28 protein-coding genes are annotated in these 26,186 nt (G+C 67.8%); 17 read left to right on the top strand and 11 right to left on the bottom strand.

From position 1 onward, the window contains the following. Positions 1 to 10: 10 nt before the first annotated feature. The 3 genes from KEG38_RS14120 to KEG38_RS14130 all read left to right on the top strand — a co-directional run bounded on the left by KEG38_RS14120 (position 11) and on the right by KEG38_RS14130 (position 1,970). Positions 11 to 508, top strand: coding sequence for a hypothetical protein (locus KEG38_RS14120; protein WP_272419950.1), 498 nt, complete (start codon positions 11 to 13; stop codon positions 506 to 508). Between the two features lie 19 nt (positions 509 to 527). After that, the gene (locus KEG38_RS14125) at positions 528 to 1,385 is read left to right on the top strand and encodes a DUF6544 family protein (protein WP_272419951.1); all 858 of its coding nucleotides are present in this window, start codon (positions 528 to 530) and stop codon (positions 1,383 to 1,385) included. Positions 1,386 to 1,568: 183 nt separating this feature from the next. Continuing rightward, positions 1,569 to 1,970 carry a hypothetical protein gene (locus KEG38_RS14130; protein WP_272419952.1) on the top strand — a complete coding sequence of 134 codons (402 nt, stop codon included), beginning with the start codon at positions 1,569 to 1,571 and terminating at the stop codon, positions 1,968 to 1,970. Positions 1,971 to 2,066: 96 nt separating this feature from the next. On the opposite strand, the gene KEG38_RS14135 is transcribed toward KEG38_RS14130, so the two are convergent. From KEG38_RS14135 to KEG38_RS14150, 4 genes are read right to left on the bottom strand one after another with little or no spacing between them, the layout of a single operon-like run. Then, a complete protein-coding gene (locus KEG38_RS14135) occupies positions 2,067 to 3,638 on the bottom strand; it encodes an FMN-binding glutamate synthase family protein (protein WP_272419953.1) in 1,572 nt (523 codons plus the stop codon). A 30-nt stretch (positions 3,639 to 3,668) separates the two neighbouring features. Further along, positions 3,669 to 4,280, bottom strand: a complete 612-nt coding sequence (locus tag KEG38_RS14140; RefSeq protein WP_272419954.1) for a hypothetical protein — start codon at positions 4,278 to 4,280, stop codon at positions 3,669 to 3,671. Then, entirely contained in the window at positions 4,277 to 4,849 is a 573-nt protein-coding gene (locus KEG38_RS14145; protein WP_272419955.1) for a hypothetical protein, read from the bottom strand. Before KEG38_RS14145 ends, KEG38_RS14140 begins: the two co-directional genes overlap by 4 nt. Then, positions 4,843 to 5,421, bottom strand: coding sequence for a hypothetical protein (locus tag KEG38_RS14150; RefSeq protein ID WP_272419956.1), 579 nt, complete (start codon positions 5,419 to 5,421; stop codon positions 4,843 to 4,845). The genes KEG38_RS14145 and KEG38_RS14150 overlap by 7 nt, the downstream gene beginning before the upstream one ends. Before the next feature lie 69 nt (positions 5,422 to 5,490). Here KEG38_RS14150 and KEG38_RS14155 point away from each other — a divergent pair, with 69 nt between their 5' ends. Both KEG38_RS14155 and KEG38_RS14160 read left to right on the top strand, forming a co-directional pair. Then, positions 5,491 to 5,874, top strand: a complete 384-nt coding sequence (locus tag KEG38_RS14155; RefSeq protein WP_272419957.1) for a hypothetical protein — start codon at positions 5,491 to 5,493, stop codon at positions 5,872 to 5,874. Continuing rightward, complete coding sequence (locus KEG38_RS14160) at positions 5,861 to 6,694, top strand: sterol desaturase family protein (RefSeq protein ID WP_272419958.1); 834 nt, start codon at positions 5,861 to 5,863, stop codon at positions 6,692 to 6,694. The genes KEG38_RS14155 and KEG38_RS14160 overlap by 14 nt, the downstream gene beginning before the upstream one ends. Here the strand turns inward: KEG38_RS14160 and KEG38_RS14165 are convergent. Together KEG38_RS14165 and KEG38_RS14170 are read right to left on the bottom strand one after the other, a co-directional pair. Then, on the bottom strand, positions 6,645 to 7,496 hold the full coding sequence (locus KEG38_RS14165; protein ID WP_272419959.1) for an acyl-CoA thioesterase: 852 nt from the start codon (positions 7,494 to 7,496) through the stop codon (positions 6,645 to 6,647). The two genes, KEG38_RS14160 and KEG38_RS14165, sit on opposite strands and share 50 nt — an antisense overlap. A 7-nt stretch (positions 7,497 to 7,503) precedes the next feature. Next, a complete protein-coding gene (locus KEG38_RS14170) occupies positions 7,504 to 8,289 on the bottom strand; it encodes an ABC transporter permease (RefSeq protein ID WP_272419960.1) in 786 nt (261 codons plus the stop codon). Between the two features lie 61 nt (positions 8,290 to 8,350). Here KEG38_RS14170 and KEG38_RS14175 point away from each other — a divergent pair, with 61 nt between their 5' ends. Continuing rightward, complete coding sequence (locus tag KEG38_RS14175) at positions 8,351 to 9,142, top strand: DUF6585 family protein (protein ID WP_272419961.1); 792 nt, start codon at positions 8,351 to 8,353, stop codon at positions 9,140 to 9,142. A 330-nt stretch (positions 9,143 to 9,472) separates the two neighbouring features. Further along, on the top strand, positions 9,473 to 10,189 hold the full coding sequence (locus tag KEG38_RS14180; protein ID WP_272419962.1) for a hypothetical protein: 717 nt from the start codon (positions 9,473 to 9,475) through the stop codon (positions 10,187 to 10,189). Between the two features lie 40 nt (positions 10,190 to 10,229). Here the strand turns inward: KEG38_RS14180 and KEG38_RS14185 are convergent, their stop codons facing one another. Next, the gene (locus KEG38_RS14185) at positions 10,230 to 11,234 is read right to left on the bottom strand and encodes an FG-GAP repeat domain-containing protein (protein WP_272419963.1); all 1,005 of its coding nucleotides are present in this window, start codon (positions 11,232 to 11,234) and stop codon (positions 10,230 to 10,232) included. 258 nt (positions 11,235 to 11,492) lie between these two features. Between KEG38_RS14185 and KEG38_RS14190 the strand changes: the two genes are divergently transcribed. Further along, positions 11,493 to 12,311 (top strand): hypothetical protein, encoded by an 819-nt coding sequence (locus KEG38_RS14190; RefSeq protein WP_272419964.1) that lies wholly within the window; start codon positions 11,493 to 11,495, stop codon positions 12,309 to 12,311. A gap of 141 nt (positions 12,312 to 12,452) precedes the next feature. Here KEG38_RS14190 and msrQ read toward each other — a convergent pair whose 3' ends face one another. Together msrQ and msrP are read right to left on the bottom strand one after the other, a co-directional pair. After that, positions 12,453 to 13,106: a protein-methionine-sulfoxide reductase heme-binding subunit MsrQ gene (gene msrQ, locus KEG38_RS14195; protein WP_272419965.1), complete on the bottom strand. Its 654-nt coding sequence runs from the start codon at positions 13,104 to 13,106 to the stop codon at positions 12,453 to 12,455. Beyond that, the gene (gene msrP, locus KEG38_RS14200) at positions 13,106 to 14,119 is read right to left on the bottom strand and encodes a protein-methionine-sulfoxide reductase catalytic subunit MsrP (RefSeq protein WP_272419966.1); all 1,014 of its coding nucleotides are present in this window, start codon (positions 14,117 to 14,119) and stop codon (positions 13,106 to 13,108) included. Before msrP ends, msrQ begins: the two co-directional genes overlap by 1 nt. A gap of 58 nt (positions 14,120 to 14,177) precedes the next feature. Here msrP and KEG38_RS14205 point away from each other — a divergent pair, with 58 nt between their 5' ends. The 8 genes from KEG38_RS14205 to KEG38_RS14240 all read left to right on the top strand — a co-directional run bounded on the left by KEG38_RS14205 (position 14,178) and on the right by KEG38_RS14240 (position 21,745). Next, complete coding sequence (locus tag KEG38_RS14205) at positions 14,178 to 14,801, top strand: NAD(P)-dependent oxidoreductase (protein WP_272419967.1); 624 nt, start codon at positions 14,178 to 14,180, stop codon at positions 14,799 to 14,801. Position 14,802: 1 nt separating this feature from the next. Beyond that, entirely contained in the window at positions 14,803 to 15,831 is a 1,029-nt protein-coding gene (locus KEG38_RS14210; protein WP_272419968.1) for a pirin family protein, read from the top strand. A 104-nt stretch (positions 15,832 to 15,935) separates the two neighbouring features. Continuing rightward, positions 15,936 to 16,625: an NUDIX hydrolase gene (locus KEG38_RS14215; RefSeq protein WP_272419969.1), complete on the top strand. Its 690-nt coding sequence runs from the start codon at positions 15,936 to 15,938 to the stop codon at positions 16,623 to 16,625. 15 nt (positions 16,626 to 16,640) lie between these two features. After that, positions 16,641 to 17,465: a protein phosphatase 2C domain-containing protein gene (locus tag KEG38_RS14220; protein WP_272419970.1), complete on the top strand. Its 825-nt coding sequence runs from the start codon at positions 16,641 to 16,643 to the stop codon at positions 17,463 to 17,465. Positions 17,466 to 17,478: 13 nt separating this feature from the next. Continuing rightward, complete coding sequence (locus tag KEG38_RS14225; protein WP_272419971.1) at positions 17,479 to 19,422, top strand: hypothetical protein; 1,944 nt, start codon at positions 17,479 to 17,481, stop codon at positions 19,420 to 19,422. Positions 19,423 to 19,449: 27 nt separating this feature from the next. Further along, entirely contained in the window at positions 19,450 to 20,496 is a 1,047-nt protein-coding gene (locus KEG38_RS14230; protein WP_272419972.1) for a cysteine hydrolase family protein, read from the top strand. Between the two features lie 14 nt (positions 20,497 to 20,510). Further along, positions 20,511 to 21,308 carry a hypothetical protein gene (locus KEG38_RS14235; protein WP_272419973.1) on the top strand — a complete coding sequence of 266 codons (798 nt, stop codon included), beginning with the start codon at positions 20,511 to 20,513 and terminating at the stop codon, positions 21,306 to 21,308. Positions 21,309 to 21,376: 68 nt separating this feature from the next. Continuing rightward, positions 21,377 to 21,745 carry a VOC family protein gene (locus KEG38_RS14240; protein WP_272419974.1) on the top strand — a complete coding sequence of 123 codons (369 nt, stop codon included), beginning with the start codon at positions 21,377 to 21,379 and terminating at the stop codon, positions 21,743 to 21,745. A gap of 3 nt (positions 21,746 to 21,748) precedes the next feature. On the opposite strand, the gene KEG38_RS14245 is transcribed toward KEG38_RS14240, so the two are convergent. Further along, complete coding sequence (locus tag KEG38_RS14245; RefSeq protein WP_272419975.1) at positions 21,749 to 22,534, bottom strand: ABC transporter permease; 786 nt, start codon at positions 22,532 to 22,534, stop codon at positions 21,749 to 21,751. After that, the gene (locus KEG38_RS14250) at positions 22,531 to 23,535 is read right to left on the bottom strand and encodes an ABC transporter ATP-binding protein (RefSeq protein ID WP_272419976.1); all 1,005 of its coding nucleotides are present in this window, start codon (positions 23,533 to 23,535) and stop codon (positions 22,531 to 22,533) included. The genes KEG38_RS14245 and KEG38_RS14250 overlap by 4 nt, the downstream gene beginning before the upstream one ends. Positions 23,536 to 23,595: 60 nt before the next feature. On the opposite strand from KEG38_RS14250, the gene KEG38_RS14255 reads away from it, so the two are divergent. Further along, positions 23,596 to 25,968, top strand: a complete 2,373-nt coding sequence (locus tag KEG38_RS14255; protein ID WP_272419977.1) for a protein kinase domain-containing protein — start codon at positions 23,596 to 23,598, stop codon at positions 25,966 to 25,968. Positions 25,969 to 26,186 lie beyond the last annotated feature (218 nt).

The raw sequence follows: 26,186 nt of genomic DNA on the forward strand, positions 1-26,186 counted from the left end.
AGCGTTCGTCTTGAGCATAGGGCTTCTGGGGGTCGTCCTTGCAGGGCTCGTGGCGTGTGAGCGTCCCAAACCTCCGCCGCCCGATGTGGATGGCGGACATGGCGGCGAGGGGGGTTGTCCCGTACGACCCCCCGAGCCGCTCTTCGTCCTCGACATCCGCGCGGACGGCGAGCCCCTCCCGCCGGATCTTCGTATCGTCGTCGAGTGGAGCGCCGGGGACGAACCGCCGTTCGTCCTGTCCGACGCGACCACGTGGAAGACGCTCGACGACGGTGCCAATTTCGTCTGCAACCTCGATCGCGACAAGCCGCCGCCCACCGACCTTGCCTCGCTTGCATGCGAGCTCTGGACGAGTGGCCCGGTGAACGTCGTCGTCACGGCCGATGGTTTCGAGCCACACGCCGAGACGCTTCAGCCTGCGATGAGCGAGCTCTGCGGCACACCGACGCCGATGGAGGTGGCCATCCTGCTCTCGCGTGCGAAGATGGACGCCGGCGCGACGCCCTGAAAGGAAGGCGAAGGAGCGGATGGCTTCTCGTGGCGGCGGCAGGTTGATCCCCCGCATCGTCTACGGGGTCACGGGCACGTTGTTCGGAGGCGCGGTCATTCTCGCGGGCCGGCGGCTGTATGGCGACCGCGTGATCCATCGGCGTTGGCGTGCGCTTTTGCCTCGGCCGACCGAGGGACGCTTCGATCCTCGCGAGCTCGACGACTTCCCCGAGCCTGTGGCCCGTTACTTCCGGCATGCGCTCGCCGAGGGGGCGCCTCTCGATCCGGCCGTGCGCCTCGCGATTCAGGGCGAGATGCGCCTGTCGCCGACGGACGCGTGGCGACCGATGGAGGCCGAGGCGCTCCTCGCGCCGCCGCGCGGGTTCGTCTGGAAGGCCACGGTGGGCGCCGGGCGTGGCCGCTTCGTGGGGTACGACTGGCTCGAGGGCGAGGACGCGGGCACCGAGTTTTATGCGATCGGCGCGGTCCCCGTGGCGCATGCGCGGGGGCTCGACGTGCGCCGTTCGGCGGCGGGCCGGCTTGCGCTCGAATCGATCCTCTCGCCGGCGGCGCTGCTCCCTTCGCGTGGCGTGCGCTGGGAGGTCGAGGGCCCTGACGCGATCCGCGCCACGCTCCGCATCGCGGGCGAGCCGTACACCGTGGCGATCTTGATCGACGACGCGGGCCGGGTGCGTTCGGCGAGCCTTCTGCGCTGGTCGAACCAGACCAAGGACAAGCGCTTCACGTGGATCCCGTTCGGGGTCGAGGTCGACGAGGAGTGCAGCGAGGGCGGCCTCACCATTCCTTCCCGTGTCCGCGTGGCGTACTGGCACGGCACGGATCAGCGGTTCGAGTTTTATCGTGCCGAACAGCGGATCGTCCCCCTGGGTGGATGAATATTTACCCACCCGGTCCGTTCTTGATCCATCCCCGTATGTTGCGTCTCCTGACGTCCCGGCCCGTAACGGCGAAAAATCGCGAGGATACGGTAATTTCTCGCGACCGTTCCGGATGTGCGGCGGGCGTTGACGTCTGGCACGGGACGTGCTGAAACGGAATCACGTAGGAGGACGGTCGTCATGAAGAAAGCCCTTTCGCTCGCTGCTGTTGCTATCCTTGCTTTTGCTGGCGCCGCATTTGCGGGCGACAAGTACGACCTCAAGGTTTCGCCCGCGTCTGCCAAGTCCGGCAGCAAGGCGACGGCGGTCGTGACCGTCAAGGCGAAGGGCGCGTATCACGTCAACCTCGAGTACCCGCACAAGCTCGTTCTCAAGGCGCCGGACGGCGTGACGGTCGAGAAGGCGAAGCTCGTCGCCGCCGACGCGAAGGTTTCGAAGGAAGAACTGAGCTTCACGGTGGTCGCGACGGCCGCCGCGCCGGGGAAGAAGACCATCGAGGCCGAGCTCAAGGGCGCGGTCTGCACGGACACGACGTGCGAGCCGTTCACCGAGACGGTCTCGATTCCCGTCGACGCGAAGTGAGGTTTCCGCGGTGCTCTCCGGAGCACGCGTGAAATGAAAAAGCGCCGCCCCCCTCGGGCGGCGCTTTCGTTTTCGAAGCGCGGGGAAAAACGCGGCTCAGGCCGGCGCGATGACGAGCCCCTCGCCGCTCGGGAGCGCGGGCGCCGGTTTGCCGGCCATGATGGCGCGAATCGCCTCCATGTCCGCGGCCGAGGGACGGCCCCAGCCAGGCTGATACTCGAAGACCGCGGACGCCGGGCGTGCGTGGAGCCGATCGTCGAGGATGTCCAGCTCGTCGAGGGTCACCAGCGCCGGATGCGGCACGCCGCAGGCCCGCGCGAGCTGGAGCAGCTCCTTGCGCAGGGCGGTCACGTAATTCGCGAATCGAGCCGCCTTGTCCGTCGGGTCGAGCCCACGCACGAGCCAGCGGTTTTGCGTGGCGACGCCCGTGGGGCAATGGCCCGTGTGGCACTCCTGCGCCTGGATGCAGCCGATCGAGAGCATCGCCTCGCGCGCGACGTTCACCATGTCGCAGCCGAGCGCGAACGCGAGCAGCGAGGCGTGCGGGAAGCCGAGCTTGCCCGAGCCGATGAAGACCACGTCCTCGGCGATTCCGGCCTCGGCGAAGATGCGATAAATGCGGCTCATCCCGATCTTGAAGGGCAACGCCACGTGGTCGCTGAACACGAGCGGAGCCGCGCCCGTGCCGCCCTCGCCGCCGTCGATCGTGATGAAATCGACGCCCCGATCGCCGCGGCCCATGAGCTTCGCGAGCTCGTGCCAGAATTTCTCCTGGCCGACGGCCGATTTGATCCCCACGGGCAGGCCCGACGCCTCGGCGAGTTTCTCCGCGAAATCGAGCAGCTCGTCGGCCGAGGAGAACGCCGTGTGCGCGGCGGGGCTGATGCAGGTTTCTCCGATCGGAATGCCGCGGATCTTCGCGATCTCGGATGTCACCTTCGCGCCGGGCAACACGCCGCCGAGGCCGGGCTTCGCGCCCTGGCTCAGCTTGATCTCGATCATGCGGATCTGCGCCGACGCGACCGTCTCCAGGAATCGCTCCATGCTGAAGCGTCCTTTCTCGTCGCGGCAGCCGAAATACCCCGTGCCGATTTGCCAGACGAGGTCCCCGCCGTGCCGGTGGTGCGGCGATACGCCGCCTTCGCCGGTGTTCTGCATGCAGCCCGCGATCTTCGCGCCGCGGTTGATCGCCTCCACGGCCGCGCCCGAGAGCGAGCCGTAGCTCATCGCTGACGAGTTGATCACCGAATTCGCGCGGAATGCCTTTTTCCGGTTCCGCTTGCCGCCGAGCACCTTCGCGCAGGGCACGCGGTAGCCCGGGTCGTAGCCGGGCTCGCCCGCGTGCAGCTCCGGCAGCGGGAAAGCCGCGTGCTTGACGATGAGGTAGTTCGGGCTCTGCTCGAGGTCGTTGTCCGTGCCGAACCCGAAGTAGTTGTTCTCTTTTTTCGCCGACGAGTAGATCCAGCGGCGCTGGTCGCGGCTGAAGGGGCGCTCCTCGTCGTTGTTCGTGACGATGTATTGCCGGAGCTCCGGCCCCACCGCTTCGAGCATGTAGCGGAAATGCCCGATGATCGGGAAATTACGCAGGATCGCGTGTTTCTTTTGCGTCACGTCGTAGATCGCGACGGCGACGACGAGGACGGCGAAGACGGCCAGGATGATCCACACGGGCGGGCTACCTCCGGGGCTCGGGCCAGGCTACCGCTTCTCGGGAGACGGTGTCGAGGGTGCCTTTCGCGCGAGCTCGCCCTCGATCCTCACGAGCGCCTCGTCGATCCAGCGCTCCACGGTGCGCGGGAAAGGCCACATCCAGCCATAATCCGGCCCCGTGAAGCGCCGCACGATCTCCGCCCGCAGCGCGGGGCCGCGGGCCGCGGCGAGGCCCTCGATCTCGGCGACGGCGCGCAGCGTCTCCTCGTAGGCCTCCCACTCGAGGCGGGCGCGGAACCAGGAGAGGCCCATCGGCACGGGCAGGATGCCGTAGAAGAGGACCATGATCACCCAGCCGTACCGCTCGAATTGCGCGACGTGCACGGCCTCGTGGCGGAGGATTTCGAGCGCGCGGGTGGGCTCCCAGTCGTCGAAATCGTCGGGCACGTAGATCGTGTGGCCGAGCGTGGTCACGTAATGGGTGAGGTACTTGTTCTGCCCGCCGAATGTCACGGCCCAGAGCGCCGTGCCGGCGGCCCGCTGGTGCCAGTATTCGGATTTTTTGACGACCCGGATCGGGCGGGACTGCCGGGCGAATCGTTCGAGCAGGCGCGCGAGCTCGTCGCGCGCTCTTCGATCGGCGATGTGCGTCGGCTTCACGCGCCCCCTTTCGGCAGCTTCACGTCGAGCTTGCCGAGACGCGCGAGCAGCGCTCCCCGGTCGTCCATCGCCGTGCCGAGCAGCGCCCGCGCGGCCTCCTCGTCGAGCGCCGGGACGGTCTTCGCCGCGAAGCGTGATTCTTCCGCGGCCGGGATCTTGAAAATCAGGTGGTAGACGCCGCTATTCGAAACCGCGAGCACGCAGGGTTTTTCCTGCACGTCGAGCAAGCGGAGGATCGCCGCGGCCAGAAATCCCGCGGCCGCGCGGGCGAACGCGCCGCCGCGGTAGGAGAGCGAGACGTGATGCTCGTGGCCGTCCTTCTCGTCTGCCTTCGCGACCGTGTACGCGACGGCGATATCGGCGGACGTGACGAACGCATTGCCCTCGGCGAACGGATCCGCGGGCGGCCCTTTCCCCACGCCCGCGAGCGCGGCCTGCTTCGCGCGGCCGAGCCCGCGCGAGAGCTCCATCAGGTGGTCCGGGGAGAACAGCCGATCGTAGCGCGGCCGCTTCTGCGCGAGCCGGTAGATCAGGAACACCACGAGCCCGATGAGCAACCATTTCAGCATCGGGACTTGCGCCTCCGCGCCCATGCGCCGAGACAAACCATCGCGGCCGCGGCGAGTGGCAGCGCGGGGGAATCGCTCGCAGCGTCGAGGTCAACCGAGCAGATGCCGCCGCGGCGGCGGCCCGGGGCGCTCACGCCGGAGGTCGTCTTCGTCATGCACGTGCCCACAATTTCCTGCGTCGTGCCCGGGGTGAGGCAGCCTTTGTCCTCGTTCACGTGGCTCACGGCCTCGCGAAAGCTGCGCCCCGATCCCGGCGTGCGGATGACGCCCGGTGCGACGCACGCGCGCACCTCGACGCACTCCTGTCCCGGCCCGCAGGGGTTTCGGTCGCGGGCGTTGCACACCTCCATCAAGCAGCAAGGCCGACCGCCGGCGCAGACGCCGCCTTCCGACCCGGTGACGGGGCAGTGGTCGGGCGCGCAGCCCGTCCCGGCGTGCCCCGTGATGCCATGCGTGCCGGAGGGACAGGAGGTCGGCGCGGGCGGGAGGGCGTCCGCGAGCGCGCGCGAGGGCAGGGCGAGCGCTGCGACGAGCGCGAGGAGAGCCGCCGATCGCACCTTCGTTCGTTCCATCGCGAGGCATCGTGCGGGTCCTCGAAGAATTCGTCAACGCGCGCGGAGGCCTCGTACGTCGAAGCGGCCATGGCTGCATCGCCTCGCGCCTCGCTCCTCCTTCGCATGGCCACGGTGACGCTCTCCCTCGGCGTCCTCGGTGTCCTCGTCACGCAAGCCTCGCTCTCGACGGGCTGCTCTCGCAGCGAGCCCCCGGCGGCCTCGGCCGTCCCCGAGCCCCGCGCCGCGGTCCCGCCGCCCGCGCCCTCCGCCGCGCCTGCCGCGTCCGCCGTCGCGCCGGAGTTCACGGGCTCGCTCGACGTGGGCGACGAGATGTTCGGCACGACGAAATCGGGGAAGATGTTCCGGCCCAGTTCCCAGGCCTCCGCGGCCCTGAAGGGTGAGTCAGGCATTCTTCAAAACGTGCCGCCTTCGAACAACGCGGCCCCCTCGAAGGCCCATGCCCCGCGCTGAGCTCTTGCAAGCGCTCGACGCGCTCTGGGCCGCGCTCGCGAGCCTCGCGGTGCTCGTGGTGATGTTCGTCCCGCTGGAACGGGTTTTTCCGGCCAGACACCAGCGGATCTTCCGTCCTGCCGTGGGGCTCGACCTCTGCTTCTTTTTCGGGCAATACCTCGTCTGGAACGCCCTCGCGATTTTCATCGCGCGCACGGCCTCCACCTGGATCGGCGGCTACCTCCCCGAAGGCCTCCGAGGGTTTTTCGTGGCGCAACCCTTCTGGCTCCAGGCCGTCCTCGTTGTCCTGCTCGGCGACGTCTGCGTCTACTGGTACCACCGCGCTTGCCACGGTTTCGATTTTCTCTGGCGCTTCCACGCCGTGCATCACACGAGCGAGCACCTCGACTGGGTCGCGGCGCATCGCGAGCACCCGGTCGACGGCGTCCTCACGCAGCTCGCGACGAACTTGCCGGCGCTCTTGCTCGGCTTCTCGCCGCGGGCGCTCGCGGGGTTCATCGTCTTCCGGGGCGCGTGGGCCATCTTCATCCATTCCAACGTGCGCCTGCCCCTCGGCCCGCTGAAATGGCTCCTCGGCGCGCCCGAGCTCCACCACTGGCACCACGCGCGCCTCGAACGCACATCGCACAACTTCGCGAACGTCGCGCCGCTGCTCGACGTGATCTTCGGGACGCACCATTGCCCCAAAGACGAAGAGACGTACGATCTCGGCGTCCTGTTCGCCGCGCCGAAAAGTTACCTCGGGCTGCTCCTCGCGCCGTTCTTGCCGGCTACCGCGTCGGTTTCCGCAGAAACATCGTCTGCGTCGCGTACGCCGTGAGTTTTCCGTCGGCGCCCCACACCTCCGCCTCCGCCGTCGCATAACCTGCACGCGCTCGCCGCGCCCACACGCTCACGAGTTGCCATTCGCTCGCCGTGGGGTCGAGGAAATGCACCGTGAGATCGAGGCTCGGCGCGTGGAAATGCGGGCCCTCCGGGCCGAGCTTCTGGCGCAGGGCCGGCGGCATGAGGTCCGCGATCGGCGGGATCGCGAACGGATCGAGCGTGCCGTCCGCGAGGCGTTGCGGGATCTTGTAACGCATCCACCGCCCATAACGAGCCGCGCCCGCGGGCCAGTCCGGCTTCCACCAGACGCGCCCGAGCGCCAGGCGCGAGTCGAAATTGTCGAGGAATGGATAATGGTTCCGTCCCGCGACCGAGCGGCGCGGCTCCACGATGGGCGGCGCATCTTCGGGATCCGGCACGCGCGGCATCGCCGTGTCGATGAGCTCGAATCCCGGCCGCTCGCGCGCGAACGTCGCGCTCACTTCGAGGTCCGTGCCCGGGGACGCCTGCGCGCGGAGCGCGGCGCGCGCCTGCACGGCCGCATTGCCGCGCCGGAGGATCTCGACGCGGACGTCGAGCGGACCGGCCGGGACGGGATTGCAAAAAAGCGTCGTCGCCGAGACCGGGCGAAAGGTCGCATCGGCGATCGTGTGTTCGATCGCGCGGAGCGCCACGGTCATCAGCACGCCGCCCGAAGGCAGGTTCCAGCTCCAGGCGTCGGGCAGATTCGTCGTGTAATGGCCGGGCGAGCCGGGGACGGGCGTGACGGCGGTGTCGAGGGCGAGATCGGAGGGCATCGGGGGGTCAGCTCGAAGCGGAGGTATAATGGCCGATCGCGCGTGTCCAGACGAACCGCGCGATCACGGCGAGCATCGCCGCGCCGCAGATCGAGGCCACGGCGGTCTGCGTGGCGAGCGAGCCAAGCAGCGCTTCGGCCGGATAGGTCGTCATCACGCCGAGCGGGATGATGAACGTGAAGACGATCTTCCACACCCCCTGGAACACGGACACGGGCCAGCGAGCGAAATCGAAGAGCGAGTCGAAGAGATAAGCGAGGTTGTCGACACGAACCACCCAGAAGGCCGCGGCGATGACGAGGATCCAGATCGAATAAAGGACCACCGTGGCCGCGGCGAGCATCGCGAGGGCCGTGAGGACGCCGCCCGGGGTCGGGGCGCGGCCGAGGCGCACGAAAGCGAAGGTGACGAGCGAGAGCCCGGCGATCGCGTCGAACATGCGGAAGACTTCGAACTTCGTGGTCGAGACGAGGAACTGCGCGTCGGCGGGCTTGAGCAGCACGAAATCGAGCGTGCCCTCGCGGATCTGCTGCACGACCGAGAGGAGCGAGGGGTTCACCGCGCCGTCGAGCACGCCCCGGAGCAGCGTGAAAAAGCCCACGACGACGAGCGCGTTCTCGTACGTCCAGCCCCCGACGGGCGGCCGGTCGTGGAACGCCACGTGGAACGGCACCAGGCCCGCGGCCGTCCAGAGCAGGGCGAGGGCCCCGCTGACCACGAAATCCCAGCGATACTGCATCGCGAGGGTCACGGACTTGCGGAGCTGGAGGCCGAGCAGGGAGAGATACCGCATCTCGCGTTCGCGCGGAGGGTAGCACGCCGCGGAGAGAACGTGGTTATACTCGCGCCCGCCCGTGCCCCCGCGCCTCGAAACCCCGAACGACACGCGTGCCCGCGCGATCAGCCCTTACCGCGCGGCTCCGCTCAGGTTCGGCCCGCCCCTCGCGACGTATCGCCCGAGCAAGCTGCGTCGCGCATCCTCGTTGTTCGTCGGCGCGTCCACGGGCCTCGCCGCGCTCGCTTCGTTGCTCTCGTCGCTCGCGGGCGGCTCCGATCCCGGCCTCTGGGTCGTCGCGTTCCTCACCGTGGGCATGTTCGGCACCGTCGCGGCCGTTTCGCTGCGTATCTTCCTGCGCGACACGCGCGCGCGTGTGACGGTGCACGAGGAGGGGCTCGTGGTCACCACGCATACGGGGAGACGCACGTTCCTCTGGGAGGACGTGACCGGGGTCTGGGCGCGATTCTACGAGCCCGTACGTTCGCCCGAGTTCATCGTGCGCCTCGGCTCGCGCGACGGCGTCGTGATCCGGCTCCCGGCGGAGATCGAGAACGCGCGGGACCTGGCCACGCGGGTGCAAAACGAGACGGCCGTGCGGGTGCTCGCCGATACGCTCGCCGCGCTCGACGAGGGAGAACGGCTCTGGTTTGGCCCGCTCAGGGTCGACGCGTCCGGCATTCATTACGGGAATCGCAACGCGCGGGAGTACGACGTCGACGCCATGCAGCTCTCGTTTCGCTGGCTCGAAGTGCGGCTCACCTCGGGCAAGCGGATCTTGCTCCCGACCGAGGACGTGCAGAACGTGGGCACCCTGCTCGCCGTGGCAGCGCGGTTCGGTGTCGGCCGATTGGCGGGAGGACCGGCCTAGCAGGCTGCCGATAAACTTGCTGTGCGCACTGCATCGTTGGTCGTCGTCCTCGGAATACGCTTGTATTCGATCGCAAGGCTGGCCCGTGCGAGACGGACCCTGCTCCTCGCCGCGCACACGTGTTCCCTTCCGGCACGTGCGCCGGCTCCCGACGGGGCCTGAAGGAGGCAAGAGCAGTGGAGGGGGCCGCGTGATGCCGTGGTCGCATCGCTCAAAAGCGGTTTGCTCGCCGTGCTCCTTTCTTTGACAATCTGCTTGTGATGTGTATTACGTGTTGCGGGCCGCGATGACGTCGGGGGACCGTCCGGCGCGGTCCTACAAGGGGGTTCCATGAAGCTTCGCGCTCACCTTGCGTCGGTGGCGATTCTCGTTCTTGGCACGGGCGCAGCATATGCATGGATCGATAGGCTCCAGGCGTATCCGTTCGAGTTCGATCCCGCGAACACGTTCCTCGTCCAGGCGGAATGGCTCGCCGGTATTGGTTGCCCCACGAACGCAAGTATCTCGCACGACGGCAGCATCACGACGGGGTCGTTCTCCGATCCGGCTTGCGAGACGGGAGACCCGAGAGATCGTCGCAATGAGGGGCTGCTGCTCGTCAAGACGGGACCGACCGCCAATTTCGCGGCCGCGAGCGTGGAGATCAAGGGCGCGAGAGGGGAGATCGTGACGGAGGTCGGCTACGACATCTGGAAGCCGGATTCGCTGGGCGAGCCGGCCGGATCCCACTGTAGCAATGGGGCGCCGCGGTTCGACATCACCCCTTTCGGGGGCGGCGCGGCCACGTCCATCGGCTGCAGCTCGCCGCCCCCGGTCGTCGAGGCTTCTGGCGATGGCTGGCTCAGGCTCAGGTGGATGATCCCCGCGATAAAAGTCGAGACACTCTCGATTGTCTTCGACGAGGGGCAAGACACCGGTCCTGACAACTTCGGCCTCGTCGTGCTGGACAACATCGACGTGAATGACACGCTGGTCGGCGCAGGCCCCGTCTCGGGTACGGAGCTTCCTCCGGGCGATGTCGAGCCCATCTGGAAGGAGGTGTGGTAGGCGCCTGCAAGTCGTGCTCGGTCATTTCAATGCCAGGCCGTCACGGCGCATTCGGCCCCTGGATCACGGGTCCAGCCATGGCGACGCTCGTCCCGCGCATCACCCACGCGGCCATGCGAGGCGGGTTTTGGGCCTGCCATACCAAATCCACCGTTCCGTCGCCATTCAAGTCCCCGATGGTCGCGATGCTCCAACCATCGTCTTCCGGCCCCGCGACGAGCGGTCCCTGTCCGAGAAGCGACGTCCCGCCCATCCGCCAAACCGTGAACAGGCTTGGCTGGTCCTTGGTCCAGAGAAGATCGGCCATCCCATCGAAATTGACGTCGCCCGCGCTCCTGACCAAGCTCCAACCGCTGCCGAGGAGCCCCGATACCGAAGGCCCCCGTGCGAGGAGCGTCGTGCCGTTCATCAGCCAAATCGCCATCCGCTGGTTCGTCACATCGATCCAGACGATGTCATCCAGGCGGTCGCCATTGAAATCCGCCGTCATGGACACGCTCCATTCGTCTCCGATCGGCCCGTGCAGCGCCGGTCCCCGCGCGAGCACGGTCGCGCCGTTCATGAGCCACACGGAAAACAGGTTCGTCTTCGCTTGGTGGAAGACCACGTCGGCCCGGCCGTCGAAGTTGAAGTCGGACACGCTCGCGAGTGTCCAGTCGTCCCCGGCGGGCCCCAGAATTTCGGGACCGGGTGCGAGCACGGATGCTCCGTTCATGAGCCATATGGCGAATCGATTTCTATTCGTATTGATCCAGAGCACGTCCGCCATGCCGTCTTGATTGAAATCCCCCGCGGCCTTCACCGACCATCCATCACCCGGCGGTCCGGCGATGACCGGCCCGGGCGCTCGCGGCACCGTGCCCTCCATCAACCAGACGGAGAAGAGGTTGTCGTGCGTGTCGTTCCAAAGCACGTCTGCCATCCCGTCGAAATTGAAATCGGCCGCCATGACGATCTTCCACCCGTCATCGCCGCCGTCTGGGGTCACCTCGCCGAACGCCATCATCGCGCCCAGGACTATCATCGATGCCGCCGACGATTTCATGACTCCTCCTTCACGAGCGCTCGTCTCCGCGCCGTCTCCTACGGAAGGAAGCCCATGGAAGCGGCGAAACGAGTGCGCCGCGCACGCGTGAGACGCGCCTTCGCGCTCGCTGCGTAGTGCAATTTCGAGCATCACGCCAGGTCTCCCGTCACGGGGTGACGGGCCTTAGGTGTCGCATGTGGAACGCTTGTCCTCGCGTTCTACGGAGCGCATACGATGCCGGCATTCAACATAATGCGAAATTCGATTCCAATGGTGATGGCGTTCCACGCTTTCGGATGTGTGGGCGGCCCATCGGCGGACCTGGATGAGGCCGAAGGCGATGGAGAGGTCGCCGAGGCCAAAGGCGAGGTTTGCCGCGGTCGGATCCTCATCGAGGACGTCACCTTCCTTCCGGATACGGTTCATTGGGAGGATCCCGCGCACCTGATCAGCGCGTCGGAAGGAGTGGGGCCCCGAACCCTCTCCCTGTCCTTCGCGTCGAGCGTCTCGGCGGAGGTATCGGTGACGACCACCAAGACGCCAGCGGACTCGGAGATCTCCAAGGCGGTCGGGTTCAACGTGAGCCAGGAGTTCACGCTCGAGGCGAACTCTACCATCCTCGTCCCGGCTTTCGGGTATGCCCGGCTGGAGGCGTATCCCCTCTATCAGCCGATTGTGTGGAACATGGTATGCGGACGCCACGGAATTACCTACGGCTCCGGCATCGTGTACAAGCCGATCGGGGTGTATTTCGCGACGTCGAGCGTCGAGTGCCTCCCCGGCGTCCCCGTCTGTTCGCTCGACGCGGGGGCCGGCGGCGCGGGCGGCGCGGGCGGAAGCGGCGGAGCCGGCGGCGCGGGCGGAAGCGGTGGGGCCGGCGGCGCGGGCGGAAGCGGCGGGGCCGGCGGCGCGGGCGGAAGCGGCGGAGCCGGCGGCGCGGGCGGAAGCGGCGGGGCCGGCGGCGCGGGCGGAAGCGGCGGAGCCGGTGGCGCGGGCGGAAGCGGCGGGGCCGGCGGCGCGGGCGGAAGCGGCGGGGCCAGTGGCGGGCAGCAAAGCAGCGGGGCCGGCGGCGCGGGCGGAAGTGGTGCGCCATGAAGACCCCACCACCCTCGACCATCACGACGTCGAGACGTCGAGACGATGGAGGCCGCCTGCTTCCACTGCGCATCGGTCAGGTCGTGTCACGCGTCGGCGTCCGTGTTCACGGGCTCGAGGGCGCTCGCGGCGTTTCTCAGCCTAGCGACGCTTGTTTCCGCGTTCCCGCACCCAATCCATGATCCGGATCAGGAAGAGCCCCGCGAGCACGGCCCCGTAGATGGCCGGCTCGGTGACGTCCTTCTTCACCCGCATCACGAAATGGATGACGCCGAGGATCGCGACCACGTACGCGAGCCGGTGCAATCGTTTCCAGCGGGCAAACCCCATCCGCTTGAGGGCTTTGGCCGTCGACGTCGCGGCCAGCGGAAGGAGCAGGACGAAGCCGGCGAACCCGACGAGGATGAACGGTCGTTTCGTGATGTCTTCGGCGATCGCGCGCAGGGCGAGCGATTTGTCCACGAGCGCGTACACCAGGAAATGCGCGCAGACGTAAAAGAAGCCGAGCAGGCCGAGCGATTTGCGGATGCGGATCGGCCATTTCCAGCCCGTCACGATCTGGAGCGGCGTCGCGGCGAGCGAGAGGACGAGGAGGACCAGCGCGAGCAGCCCGAGCTGGTTCATCGCCTCGGCGATCGGGTTCGCCCCGAGGTCGCCTTTCGCCGCGCGCGCCGCGAGCACGACGGCCGGAACGAGGCCTCCCGTGACGATCGCGGGGACGAGCCAGCCGAGCTTGCCCGCGCCCGCGCGAGGCGCCGCGGGTTTGTCCGGGGTGGTGATTGTGCTCGTCGCCATCAGTAATGCATCCGGAGGTCCATGCCCGCGTAGAGGTGCGCGACCTCGTCGGCGTAGCCGTTGAACGGGAGCGTCGGGCGTTTTTCGACGTCCCCGATGCGCCGCTCCATCGCCTGGCTCCAGCGTGGGTGCGCGACGACTGGGTTCACGTTCGCGTAAAACCCGTATTCACGCGGGGCCGCCATGTTCCACGACGTCTGCGGCTCCTTCTCGACGAGCGCGATCCGCACGATCGACTTGATCCCTTTGAACCCATACTTCCACGGCACGACGAGCCGCAGCGGGGCGCCGTTTTGCCCGGGGAGCGATTTTCCGTAGAGCCCGGCCGCGAGGATCGTGAGCGGGTGCATGGCCTCGTCGAGGCGTAATCCCTCGCGGTAGGGCCATTCGAGCACGTCCGTGAGCTGGAACGGGAGCTGCTCCGGATCCATCAGCGTATTGAATGCCACGTATTTCGCCCGCGACGTCGGTTCGAGCCGTTCGAGGAGTTTTCCCAGGGGAAAGCCGAGCCACGGGATCACCATCGACCACGTCTCCACGCAGCGCATGCGGTAGACGCGCTCCTCCAGGGGAAACCATTTCAAGAGCGTGTCGAGGTCGACGCGCTGCGGCTTTTTGATCTCGCCCTCGAAGACGACGGTCCAGGGCCGTGGCTTCAGGGTTTTCGCGTTGCGCGCCGGATCTTCCTTGTCGAGGCCGAGCTCGTAATAATTGTTGTACGTCGTCACGTCCTCGTACGGCGTGCGAGGCTCGTCCGTCGTGAAGGGATTCCGCGCGGCGGCCGAGCTCGACGGCGCGGCGGGCGTGGGCGGCGGCACGACGAGGTCCGCGGGCAAGGGCTCGGCCGTGATGGTCGCGCGGCGGCCGCGGCCCGTGAGCGCGACGAGGCCCGCGCCCATCGCAGCGGCCGTCCCCACGAACAGGCCCGCGCTCTTCAGGATCTCGCGGCGGCGCAGGTACCGCGCTTCGGGCGTGATCTCGGAGCTCGGGGGCGGCGGAGGCAGCCTGCGCATGCGGCGATTGTAAGCGATCCGCGTTGCGACGTCGCGCGTGACGTACGATGATCGCCACATGAAGGTCTTGGTCTTCGGGGCTTCGGGGCCCACGGGTCGCGAGGTCGTCGCGCAGGCGCTCGACGCGGGGTACGAGGTGCGGGCGTTCGCGCGCAGGCCCGCGGCCGTCGGCGCCTGGTCGCCGCGGCTCGAGCTCGTGCAAGGAGACGTGCTCGAGTGGGGCCAGGTGGGGCCCGCGATGCGCGGCGTGGACGCGGTGATCTCGGCGCTCGGGACAGGAAGGGACTTCGGCGAGACGAACCTCTATTCGGACGGGTTCGCGGCCATCCTGTGGGCGATGGCCGAGGCCCGCGTGCGCAGGTTCGTGTGCGTGACGTCGGCCGGGACGATCGAGGACCCGAACGAGCCGCTCTGGTACCGGACCGTGGGCCGATGGATGGCGCGGCACGTGTATGCCGATCAACGAAGGGCAGAGGAGCGGCTGCACGCGAGTGACTCGGACTGGACCATCGTGCGCCCGCCGCGCCTCCTCGACGGACCGAAAAGGGGTGATTACAAGATCGTGAAGGACGGGCCCGCCGGCAAGTCGTACGAGGTGAGTCGCGCGGACCTGGCCGAGTTCATGGTGGCCGAGATGATGGCGATGAAGTACGTCCAGGCCGCCGTGGGAATCGGGTATTAGGATGAGCTCCAGAAGCGATATCGTGCTCGAAACGCGGCCCCTTGGTTTTCCCTGGGAGACGGCCGATCCATTCCTCTTCTGCGTGCACCACGACGACGCGTACCCCGCGGGCAACGAGCACATGGGGCCGGCGGCGTCGCTCGCGGGGCGCAACATCGGCCAGGACTTTGCCGGCAAGGATGGCTGGCGCATGTACCACGGCCAGGTCGTGCCCGGCTTCCCGCAGCACCCGCACCGGGGCTTCGAGACGGTGACGATCGTGCGGCGCGGGCTCATCGACCACGCGGATTCACTCGGCGCCGCGGCGCGTTTCGGCGCGGGCGACGTGCAATGGCTCACGGCGGGCGAGGGGATCAGCCATTCCGAGATGTTCCCGCTGCTCGACCGGACGAACCCGAACCCGGTGGAGATGTTTCAGATCTGGCTGAATCTGCCGGCGGAGGACAAGCTCGTGCCGCCGCATTTCTCGATGCTGTGGAGTGATACGATCCCGCGGTGCGTGTTCCTCGACGAGGCAGGGCGATCGACGGAGGTGACGGTCGTCGCGGGGTCGCTCGACGGGAAACGCGCGCCGTCGCCGCCGCCGCGCTCGTGGGCGTCGCGGCCGGATACGGACGTGGCGATCTGGAGCATTCGAATGGCCCCAGGCGCCACGTGGACGCTGCCGAAGGCGGCACACCCGCAATCGGTGCGGACATTGTATTTCTTCAAGGGCGCGTCGTTGCGCATCGGGGAGCATGCGCTTTCGGGGCATGCGGCGGCGCGGGTCCGGAGTGACGTGGACGTGCGGCTCGAGGCCGGTGACGCCGAGACGGAGATCCTGCTTTTGCAGGGGCGTCCTATCGGGCAGCCGGTGGTGCAGTACGGTCCGTTCGTGATGAACAGCCGCGAGCAGATCCAGCGCGCGATGATGGATTACCAGCGGACGCGGTTCGGCGGGTGGCCGTGGTCGAGCGACGATCCGGTGCATGGGCACGAGGGGCGGTTCGCGCGGCATGCGGATGGACGGGTGGAGCGGGGCGGCGCCTGACGGATCCTCCACGTTCGGCCGATCTTCCAGGCGTGATCCCACGCGCTCTTGACGTGGTGTCGGTTCGACACTAAGGTTCGTGTACATCCTACACGGACCCGATCATGAGCGTGACCTACAAGCATCCGCGCCCGGCGCTCGCGGTGGATTGCGTCGTTTTTGGCCTCGACGAGGAGGATCTCAAGGTCCTGCTCATCCGGCGCGGCGTCGAGCCGTTCGCCGGGCGCTGGGCGTTGCCCGGCGGGTTCGTGCGCCTCGAGGAGACGCTCGACGAGGCCGCGCGGCGTGAGCTCCGCGAGGAGGCCGGCATCGAAAAGGTGTATCTCGAACAGCTTTATACGTTCGGGGCCGTCGACCGGGATCCACGCGAGCGCGTCGTTTCCGTCACCTATTACGCGCTCGTGAAGCTCTCCGAGCATGCGGTTCGCGCGGCCACGGATGCGCGCGAGGCTGCGTGGTTTACCATCGACGACCTGCCGCGGCTCGCGTTCGATCACGAGGCGATCGTCGACAAGGCGATCACGCGGCTGCGCGGCAAGGTGCGATATGCGCCGATCGGGTTCGAGCTTTTGCCGAAGAAATTCACGCTCACGCAGCTCCAGCGCGTGTACGAAAAAGTTCTCGGTCATGAGCTCGACAAGCGGAACTTCCGCAAGAAGGTGGCCGCGACGGGGCTTTTGATCGAGCTCGACGAGGTCGAGCAGGACGTCGCGCATCGGGCGGCGCGGCTCTACACGTTCGACGAGAAGGCATATCGCAAGCTCGAAAAAGAGGGCTTCTTGTTCGAGATTTGAGGCGAGGAGGATGTCATGCGCGAGGACGGGCGATTCGAGGTGGCCGCCGGCAGCGTGACGGGGCGATCGCACGTCCTCGCCGGGAAGCCGAATCAGGATGCATTCGCGTTTCGGTCGGGCGAATGCGGGATCGTCGGCGTGGTTTGTGACGGGTGCGGGAGCGGCGCGCATAGCGAGATCGGCGCGGCGATGGGGGCGCGGGTCGTCGCTTCGCAGGTGCTCCGCGAGATGGAGGCGGGCGCGTCGATCGTCGAGGAGGCGACGTTCGAGCGCGTGCGGGAGCGGCTGCTCGTTTCGCTTGCCTCGGTCGCACAGGACATGGGCGTTGGGCATGCACGCGGAGTGGCCGAGTTTTTTCTGTTCACCGTGCTCGGGGTGGCGATCTCGGCCGAGCGGGCCGTCGTGTTCGGCGTCGGGGACGGGATGTTTGTCGTGGGGGACGAGGTCGTGCGGCTCGGGCCGTTTCCCGGCAATGCGCCGCCGTACCTTGGGTATGGGCTTTCGGGGGCAGGGCCGCAGTTCTCGATTCACCGCGTGCTGCCCGCATCGGCGATCACCTCGGTGCTCGTCGGCACGGACGGCATGGCCGATTACGACGCGCTCGCAGGAGCAGTGATCCCTGGGGCGCGCGGGGAGCGTGTGCCGCCGCTGCGGACGTTCTGGTCGGAGGATCGGTATTTCCGCAATGTCGATGCGGTGCGCCGGTCGCTTTCGCTCGTCAATCGTGAGGTGACGCGGCCGATCTGGGACGAGCGGCGGATCCACAAGGAGCCAGGGCTGCTCGAAGACGATACGACGCTGCTCGTCGTGCGTCGCAAAAAGATCAGCGCAGCCGCGTAGGAGAAGTTTTCCGATGAAGTGGCCGTTCGGGCTCGCCGCGAGGCGAGGACGGGAGACGTGTGCCATGGATGTGTACATCGACGACAAACGCATTCGCGTGAGCCCGCAGGCCTCGATCGGCAAGGGCGGTGAGGCGGACGTCTTCGACCTCGGCGGCGGCTTTGCGCTGAAGCTGTGGAAGGGGCCGGAGCATCCGGACGTGGCCGGCATTTCGGTCGAGGCGCGTGCGGCGGAGGACAGGCTCGCGCTCGTGCAGGAGAAGATGCCGCATTTTCCGGCGGGATTGCCGGCGCGGGTCGCCTCGCCGATCGCGCTCGCGAAGGATCGAAAGGGGCGCACGATCCTCGGGTACACGATGCGCTTGATTGCAGGCGCCGAGCCGCTCATGAGCCTCGGCGAGCCGGCGCGGCGCAGGGCGCTCGGGGGAGAGGCGGCGGCGCGGGTCCTCCGGGATCTTCGGGCGACCGTGGCGGCCCTTCATCACGCGGGCGCGGTGATCGGCGATTTCAACGATCTGAACGTGCTCGTGCGGGACGGCGAGGCGCACCTCGTGGACGCCGACAGTTTTCAGTTCGGCCGGTTTCCGTGCCCCGTGTACACCGAGCGGTTCGTCGATCCGCTGCTTTGCGACGCGAGCGAGCCACGTCCGCGGCCCGTACGGCCGTTCTCCGCGGAATCGGACTGGTATGCGTTCGCCGTGATGGTGATGGGCACGCTGCTCTGCGTGGGGCCCTATGGAGGCGTGTATCGGCCACGGGATCCGGCGAAACGTGTGCCCGAGGCGGCGAGGCCCTTGCGGCGGATCACGGTGTTCGATCCCGAGGTGCGGTATCCGAAGCCGGCGATTCCGTACCAGGTTTTACCGGACGACCTCTTGCACTTGTTCTCGTCGATCTTCGAGCGTGACGCGCGGGCGCCGTTTCCGCTCGCGCTCCTCGAGAATCTGCGTTTCACGGCGTGCGTGTCGTGCGGGGCCGAGCATGCGCGGGTGCGTTGTCCGGTCTGCGATCACGGCGCTCCACGCGAAGTGGTGGTCGTGCGGGGGCACGTGAAGGCGTCCCGCAGAGCCGCCACGTCGGGCACGATTGTCGCGGCTTCGCTCGTGGGCGACGCGCCGGCGTACGTGGTGCACGAGGAGGGGGTTTACAAGCGGGAGGACGGGGCGGTGCTTTCGCGGGGGCCACTCGACGGAGCGCTGAGGTTCTGGATCCAGGGGAAAACCACGTTCATCGGGCGGCGCGGGCGGGTCGTGGCCTTCGAGGCGGGGCAGGCGGAGCAGGCGATTCTGGTGGATGTTCTCGGGCAGGAACCTGCTTTCGTGGTGAATGATCGATATCGATGGTTCGTCCAGGGAGGGCGCCTGTTCCGGCGCGCCGCGCGGCCTTCCGGGTCGCCTCTCGCAGGGCTCGCGGAAGGCGCGGCGGAGCCCTGGGGCGAGGTGCTCGCCGGGCAGACGCGGATCTGGGTCGGTGAGCGGCTCGGCTTCGGGTTTTACCGGGCAGGCGCGGTTTCGGTCGCGTTCACGTGGGATACGGAGCGACGCGGGATTCGCGATACGGTGAAGCTGCCCTGGCCGAGCGGGCAGATCGTGGCCGCGGACGCCGCGATCGACAACGACCGGGTTTGGTTTTTCGTGACGTACGTGCGTGCCGGTCGAACGATGAACCGGTGCGCCGTGGTGGCCGAGGATGGCGCGCTGCTCGGCGTGGCCGAGGCCGAGGCGGGCGACGGGTCGTGGCTCGGGTCGATCGCAGGGAAAAAGGCGATCGGAGGCGCGTTGCTCGCGGCCACGGACAGCGGGCTCGTGCGGGTCGAGCTCGGCCCGGGTGGTCCGGCCGAGGCGCGGCGGTTTCTGGATACCGAACCGTTCGTGCAGGAAGGCGCGCGGATTCTCGCCGGAGCCGCGGGGCTCTGGGTCGTGGGGGCGCGTGAGATCACGACGCTCGCCATGGGTTGATTCGTTGAAAGGAACGAGAGGGACATCATGAACCACAAGGAACTTCCGTTGCCGGTATTTTACGATCACAGGAGCGCCGAGAAATGGGGCCATCGTCCCAAGGAGGAGCTGCTTTTCGTGGCCGCCGAGGACTGGCGCAAGGCGCTCGAGATCCGGCCGGCCGGCGCGGACAAGACGAACGTGCACCTCCTGCTCATCGACGTGCAGAAGGATTTTTGCCATCCCGAGGGCGCGCTCTTCGTGGCCGGAAAGAGCGGGCGGGGTGCGATCGACGATAGCCGACGGATCGCCGAGTTCATCTACAAGAACCTCGACGTGCTCACGGCGATCACGACGACGATGGATACGCATTTCTCGCACCAGATCTTCTTCCCGTCGTTCTGGGTGGACCGCGAGGGCAAACCGCTTTCGGCGCACCGCGTGATCACGACGCGCGACATCGACGCGGGCGAGGTGCGGCCGAACCCGGCCATGGCGAAATGGCTCTGCGGCGGGAACTACACGTGGCTCGTGAAGCAGGTGCGGCATTATTGCGAGGAGCTGGAGAAGGCTGGGAAGTACACGCTTTATCTGTGGCCGCCGCACTGCCTGCTCGGGAGCGATGGGCACGCGCTCGTGGGGGCGATTCACGAGGCGCGGCTGTTCCACTCGTACGTGCGCGGGGCGCAGTCGTGGGTGGAGGTGAAGGGGGGCAATCCGCTGACGGAGAACTATTCGGTGCTGTCGCCGGAGGTGCTCACGCGCTTCGACGGGCAGCCGCTCGGGCAGAAGAACACGCTGTTTTTGAAGACGTTGCTCGCGGCGGACGCGGTGATCATCGCCGGGCAGGCGGCGAGCCATTGCGTGAAGAGCTCGATCGACGACATCCTGGGCGAGATCGCCTCGGTCGATGCGGCGCTGGCGAGGAAGATTTACCTGCTCACGGATTGCATGTCGGCCGTGACGGTGCCGGACGGCAAGGGCGGGTTCGCGGCGGATTTCACGCCCGAGGCCGACAAGGCGCTCGCGAAGTTCGCGGCGGCCGGGATGAAGCTCGTGAAGAGCACGGACGCGATCGGGAGCTTTTTGAAATAGGAGAGGAGGACGTCATGACGAACGGGAATGGGAAAGGGAACGAGATCCGGCGGTTGTTCGAGGCGGCGGAGGAGGAAGGGACGTTGTCGCCGGAGGCGCTCGCGGCGCTCGCGGCAATCGATATCGGAGCGCAGATCCAGGCCGGGCTCGGCGTGGGCGTGGACGACGTGCAGGCGTCCGAGGCCGTGTTCGTGACGATCATGCCAGATGATTCGGGGTCGATCCGTTTTTCCGGGAACGCCGATGCCGTGCGGGAAGGGCACAACACGGTGGTCGAGGCGCTCGCGTCGTCGAAGCAGAAGGATTCGATCCTGGCGCATACGCGGTACCTGAACGGGTTCGTGTTGTATCCGTACCGGCCCGTCGCACTCGCCGAGCGGATGACGCCGAAGAACTACGATCCCGCGCTGGGGACGCCGCTCTACGATCAGACGGTGGTGCTACTCGGGACCGTGATCGCGAAGGCGCAGGAGTTCGCGCAAAGCGGCGTGCCCGTGCGGAGCGTGACGCTGATCCTGACGGACGGAGCCGACGAGGGGTCGTGCAAAGCCAAGGCGAGCGACGTGCGGGCGCTCGTGCGGGACATGCTGGCGAGCGAGCAGCACATCGTGGCGGCGATGGGGATCGATGATGGGCATACGCCGTTCCGGGACGTCTTCCGGGCCATGGGAATCGAGGACCGGTGGATCCTGACGCCGCGGAGCGACGTGGGGGAGATCCGGCGGGCGTTCCGGATGTTCTCGCAATCGGCGATGCGCGCGAGCCAGCACGCAGGGTTTTCGCGGGCGGCGGCGGGCGGGTTTCTCGGGTAACGAGGGGCTTGCCAGGAGGGGCCGGGCCGTGCTGGCATGCGCCACGCGCGCGGGCGAAAGGACAAACCATGCACGGCACATTCGTTTGGAACGAGCTGACGACGAAGGACGTGGAAGCCGCGAAGGCGTTTTACGCCGAGACGCTGGGCTGGACGTTCGAAGAGTTCGCCATCCCGGACGGCAAATACTGGGTCGCGAAGTCGGGGGATCAGATCGTGGCAGGGCTCGGTGGGATGGAGGCAGGCGCCATTCCCGAGGCCACGGAATCGTACTGGTTCTCGCTCATCGGGGTGGACGACGTGGACGCGTGTGTCGCGAAGGCCGTGGCCCGCGGCGCCACCGTGGTGCGGCCCCCGATGGACGTGCCGAACGTCGGGCGCGTCGCCATCGTTCGAGATCCGACGGGCGCGGCCGTCGGATGGATGAAAGGCGCCTGAACGCTACCCGCCGAATGCCCCGAACCGCCGCACGCCCGCGCGGAAGACGAGGATGGCGGTGGCGGCCGCGGCCGCGGCATACGTATATTGCACGGCGAGGCCGCGGAGCGCGCTCTTCGTGTCCATGAGGCCAATCACGACCTCGACGGGAAATCCGAGCGTGTAGCGGAACGGTAATGCTTCCGCGACCCCGCGCACCCAGCCGGGGAAGAGCTCGAGCGGAACGACGTAGCCCGAAAGCAACATGAACGTGATGAGCCAGAGCTCGAAGACGCTCGTGGAGCTCTCCAGGAAAAACGCGAGCGAGCCAATGATGGCCATCGTGAAGAAATTGATGAGCCACGCGCCGAGGAGGGAGGCGAAAAAGATCGCGAGCAGGGGGCCGCTTCGGGTGAGGTCGGCATAGACCACGGCCACGACGACGACCGGGAGGCATAACGCGGCCCGGAGTGGCAAGGCGGCGAGGTTCTCCGCGCTGTAGATCCAGAGCGGGTGGATCGGCTTCAAGAGGCGCTGCGAGAGCGTGCCCTGGCGGATCTCCTGGTTCATCTCCCAGACGAGCCAGGAGCCCGTGACCTGGCGGACGACGAGCGCGGCCAGGAAATACCCCACGAATTCGCCAGGACCATAACGACCGACGGGCGCTTCCCGCGCGACGGCGGTCCAGATCGAGAGGCTGACGAGCGGCATCGTGGTCGTCAGCATCCAGATCACGAGCTCGGCGCGATAGGCGAGCGCCGCCGAGAAGCCCACCCGGAGGAGCGTCGGATAGGCCCGGAGCGCGTTCATGGGGTGGCCTCGCTCGGCTCCTCGGCGGGGCGCGCGAAGAGATCCCGCATGACCTCTTCGAGCGGCGGATCCTCGATCGTGAGGTCACTCGTGGGCGCGCTCGCGACGAGGTGGCCCACGGCCTCGCGCACCTCCGATTGCGGGACACGCAACACGGCCCGCGTGCCTTCGAGCTCGACGATCGTCCCGACCCGCTCGAGCGCCGCGCGATCCGGCGGCGTCGCGAAGACGAGGACGATTCGTTTGTCCGGGCGGATCGTCTTCACGAGGGTGGCGAGGTCGCCGTCGTAGCGGAGTTTGCCCCGGTCGATGACGATGACGCGCGGGCAAAGCGAGGCAACGTCGTCCATGTAATGGGACGTGAGCAGGACGGTGGCCCCGCGCTTCTCGTTGTACTTGCGGATGAATTCACGCACGACGAGCTGCATGGAGACGTCGAGGCCAATCGTGGGCTCGTCGAGGAAGAGGATGCCGGGGCGATGCAGGAGCGCCGCCGCGAGCTCGCATTTCATGCGCTCGCCGAGCGAGAGCTGGCGCGTGGGCTTTTTCGTGAGCGCGCCGATGTCGAGCAGGGTTTCGAGCTCGCGCAGGGTCTCGGCGAAGGCCTGGTCGGGGACGCCGTAAATGGCGCGGTTCAGGTCGAACGTCTCGGCCGGCGGCAAGTCCCAGAGGAGCTGCTGCTTCTGGCCCATGACGAGCGTGATCGCCCGCAAAAAGCTGGCCTCGCGTTGCCGCGGGACGTGGCCCGAGACGCGCACCTCGCCGCTCGTCGGGTGCAAGAGGCCCGACAGGATCTTCAAAGTGGTCGTTTTTCCGGCGCCATTCGGGCCAAGGAAGCCGACACGTTCGCCGGGTTCGATCGTGAAGGAGAGGTCTTCGACCGCGCGGACTTCCTTGTACGTTCGGCGGAAAACGCTGCGCAGCGCAGCCGCGAGTCCTGCCGGGCGTTCGTGGACCCGATAGACCTTCGTGAGTGCGCGGACCGCGACGGCGGCTTCCATGGGCGGCGGAGGGTAGCACCGAACGAGGCCCAGATCGGTTAGCCTCCGTCGCAGCCGTACATGACCGACTTCAAGGCGACCCCCACGTCCGCAGACCCCCTCAGCGAGGCGCCGACGGGCTTGCTCCTTTCGAGCGCGCCAGGCGAGCGCGTCGCCGGGCGATACTCGCTGCTCGGCCTGCTCGGCGTCGGCGGCATGGGCAGCGTCTACCGCGCCCGCGACGAGGAGCTCGAAGAGATCGTGGCCCTCAAGGTGCTGCGGCAAGACCTCGTGAACGAGCCCGGGATGCTCGAACGGTTCCGCCGCGAAGTGAAGCTCGCGCGCCGCGTCACCCACAAGAACGTGGCCCGCGTCTTCGACATCGGCGAGCACGGCGCCGACAAGTACCTGACCATGGAATACGTCGAGGGAGAGCCCCTCAACGTGGTCCTGGCGCGGCAAGGCGCGTTGCCGGTCGCCCGCGTCGTGGAGATCGCGACGGCCATCTGCGCAGGGCTCGCCGCCGCGCACGCGGCCGGCGTGGTGCACCGGGATCTGAAGCCCGAAAACGTGCTCATGGCGAAGGACGGGCGTGTGGTGATCACCGATTTCGGGATCGCCCGGATGCACGAGCCGGAGGGCTCGCGCACGCAGGTCGGCGCGGTGATCGGAACACCGGCCTACATGGCGCCCGAGCAGGTGCAGGGGCTCGCCGACATTGATACGCGCGCGGACATCTATGCGCTCGGCGCGATGCTGTACGAGCTTTTCACGGGCGAAAAGGCGTGGCGCGGGGAGTCGATCGTGAGCGTCGCCGCGGCGCGGCTGGTGCAGCCGCCGCCGGATCCACGCGCGAAGCGGCCCGATTTGCCGACGGCGTGCGGGACGCTCGTCCTCAAGTGCATGGCGCGGGAGCGCGAGGATCGATATCGCACGGCGCAGGAGGTGGCCGAGGACCTTACGAGCCTGACGATGCCGGCCATGAACAAGCTGCCCGTGACGACGCTCGTGACGCCCGCCGCGTCCGCGCCCGGCGGAGGCACGCCGCCGCCGGCCGCGCAGGGGTTGTCGGCCGAGAAGGCGGTCGCGGTGCTGCCGTTCCGGAACAGCGGGCCGCCGGACGACGAGTACCTCGCCGAAGGTCTCACCGACGATCTGATCGATATGCTGTCGATGACGCGAGGCCTGAAGCTCAGGCCGCGCGGCGTGGTGATGCGCTGGAAGGGCGTGGATCAGGATCCACGCGAGATCGGGCGTGAGCTCGCGGTGCAGGTCGTCGTCGAGGGCAGCGTGCGCAGGACGCCGGCGGGCGTGCGGATCAGCGCGCGTGTGCTCAGCGTGGCCGATGGGTTTCAGCTCTGGGCGAAGCGATTCGATCGGCCGGAGAAAGATCTCTTCGTGGTGAACGACGAGGTCGCGAAGGCGATCGCCGACGCGCTCACGGTCGACATGGCCCAGCCCGCGCGCGAGTCGCCGACGGATCCCGTGGCCGTCGAGCTCTACCTGAAGGCGCGCGTCGAGTACCGGAAGTTCTGGGTGCAGCACGTGCGCGAAGCCGTGAAGCTGCTCGAGCAGGCCCTCGCGCGCGCGCCGCAGGATCCGACGATCCTGTCCGGGTATGCGAGCGCGCTCGCGCGGATGTCGTTCTTCAATGGGGACAACGCGATCCTCGCCAAACAAGCGGCCGAGCGCGCGCTCGCCGTGGCGCCGCACCTCGCGGAGGCACACCTCGCCATGGCGCACGGGCTGTTTCAGTTCGGCGACGTGGCCGGCGCGGTGCAACGCGCGCGTCAGGCCATCCTGCGCGCGCCCGCGCTCGCTGAAGCGTATGGCCTCATCGGGATGATCCTCTCGGAGTCGGGGCCGCTCGACGAAGCGGCGCGGGTGCTGGAGACGGCGCGGTCGCTCGATCCGGCGGCGCCCTCGGTGGGCCGCAACCTCGCGCGTGTCTTCGTGCTGCGCGGCGACTGGGACGGCGCGCTGAAGCTCCTCGAGCAGGTGCGAACGATCGAAGGCGAGTTCGCGTATTTCGCCGGCCTGACGCGGTACGCGATGTGGTTCCGCGACGAGGCGCTCACGAAGGACGTCGCCGAGCGGCTCCGCGACGTGAAGACCGACGCGCCGATCCAGATGGCGATCCGCGACGCGCTGCTCGACAAGATCTCGCCGTTCGATTCGCCGGTCTTCCAGCAAGCGATGGCGAACCGCGATGGCGGCTGGAGGCGGAGCGCCTATTTCCGGCAGGTCGAGATCGAGCTCGCGGTGTACGTGGGCGACGTGGCGCGCGCCGCCGGATCCATCGTGCCCTGCGCGCAGAGCGGGCTCATCGATCTCCTGTGGATGGATCGCTGCCCGCTGGTCGAGCCGATCCGCGCGACGCCGGAGTTCCTCGCGGCGCGCGTGCTCGTCGACGAGCGTGTGTCGCGGATGCTGGAAGCGCTGCGGGCGGGGTAGATCCTTTCGCCGCGTTGCGGTCGAGCATGGTCTCTTCCTGGGGCCGCTGTGCTGGGGCGTTGCCCCAGGCCCCACCGGGGCTATCCGCCCCTGGACCCGGACCAGCGCAAGCGCTGGACCCGGGGTCGATGAACTGCGCGATGCGCAGTTCATCGAACAGGCCGAGTCAAGACTGCCAAGCACCCTGCCAACCAAGACTGCCGCGCTGCCCTTTCGAC

The organism is Polyangium jinanense (assembly GCF_028435265.1).
GTDB classification, from domain to species: Bacteria; Myxococcota_A; Polyangia; order Polyangiales; family Polyangiaceae; genus Polyangium; species Polyangium jinanense.

Coding starts and splice junctions, on each gene's coding strand:
- KEG38_RS14125 (WP_272419951.1), top strand. CDS start 528: ATGGCTTCTCGTGGCGGCGGCAGGTTGATCCCCCGCATCGTCTACGGG.
- KEG38_RS14130 (WP_272419952.1), top strand. CDS start 1,569: ATGAAGAAAGCCCTTTCGCTCGCTGCTGTTGCTATCCTTGCTTTTGCT.
- KEG38_RS14145 (WP_272419955.1), bottom strand. CDS start 4,849: ATGCTGAAATGGTTGCTCATCGGGCTCGTGGTGTTCCTGATCTACCGG.
- KEG38_RS14150 (WP_272419956.1), bottom strand. CDS start 5,421: ATGGAACGAACGAAGGTGCGATCGGCGGCTCTCCTCGCGCTCGTCGCA.
- KEG38_RS14155 (WP_272419957.1), top strand. CDS start 5,491: ATGGCTGCATCGCCTCGCGCCTCGCTCCTCCTTCGCATGGCCACGGTG.
- KEG38_RS14160 (WP_272419958.1), top strand. CDS start 5,861: ATGCCCCGCGCTGAGCTCTTGCAAGCGCTCGACGCGCTCTGGGCCGCG.
- KEG38_RS14165 (WP_272419959.1), bottom strand. CDS start 7,496: ATGCCCTCCGATCTCGCCCTCGACACCGCCGTCACGCCCGTCCCCGGC.
- KEG38_RS14170 (WP_272419960.1), bottom strand. CDS start 8,289: ATGCGGTATCTCTCCCTGCTCGGCCTCCAGCTCCGCAAGTCCGTGACC.
- KEG38_RS14180 (WP_272419962.1), top strand. CDS start 9,473: ATGAAGCTTCGCGCTCACCTTGCGTCGGTGGCGATTCTCGTTCTTGGC.
- KEG38_RS14185 (WP_272419963.1), bottom strand. CDS start 11,234: ATGAAATCGTCGGCGGCATCGATGATAGTCCTGGGCGCGATGATGGCG.
- KEG38_RS14190 (WP_272419964.1), top strand. CDS start 11,493: ATGGCGTTCCACGCTTTCGGATGTGTGGGCGGCCCATCGGCGGACCTG.
- msrQ (WP_272419965.1), bottom strand. CDS start 13,106: ATGGCGACGAGCACAATCACCACCCCGGACAAACCCGCGGCGCCTCGC.
- msrP (WP_272419966.1), bottom strand. CDS start 14,119: ATGCGCAGGCTGCCTCCGCCGCCCCCGAGCTCCGAGATCACGCCCGAA.
- KEG38_RS14205 (WP_272419967.1), top strand. CDS start 14,178: ATGAAGGTCTTGGTCTTCGGGGCTTCGGGGCCCACGGGTCGCGAGGTC.
- KEG38_RS14210 (WP_272419968.1), top strand. CDS start 14,803: ATGAGCTCCAGAAGCGATATCGTGCTCGAAACGCGGCCCCTTGGTTTT.
- KEG38_RS14215 (WP_272419969.1), top strand. CDS start 15,936: ATGAGCGTGACCTACAAGCATCCGCGCCCGGCGCTCGCGGTGGATTGC.
- KEG38_RS14220 (WP_272419970.1), top strand. CDS start 16,641: ATGCGCGAGGACGGGCGATTCGAGGTGGCCGCCGGCAGCGTGACGGGG.
- KEG38_RS14225 (WP_272419971.1), top strand. CDS start 17,479: ATGAAGTGGCCGTTCGGGCTCGCCGCGAGGCGAGGACGGGAGACGTGT.
- KEG38_RS14230 (WP_272419972.1), top strand. CDS start 19,450: ATGAACCACAAGGAACTTCCGTTGCCGGTATTTTACGATCACAGGAGC.
- KEG38_RS14235 (WP_272419973.1), top strand. CDS start 20,511: ATGACGAACGGGAATGGGAAAGGGAACGAGATCCGGCGGTTGTTCGAG.
- KEG38_RS14240 (WP_272419974.1), top strand. CDS start 21,377: ATGCACGGCACATTCGTTTGGAACGAGCTGACGACGAAGGACGTGGAA.
- KEG38_RS14245 (WP_272419975.1), bottom strand. CDS start 22,534: ATGAACGCGCTCCGGGCCTATCCGACGCTCCTCCGGGTGGGCTTCTCG.
- KEG38_RS14250 (WP_272419976.1), bottom strand. CDS start 23,535: ATGGAAGCCGCCGTCGCGGTCCGCGCACTCACGAAGGTCTATCGGGTC.
- KEG38_RS14255 (WP_272419977.1), top strand. CDS start 23,596: ATGACCGACTTCAAGGCGACCCCCACGTCCGCAGACCCCCTCAGCGAG.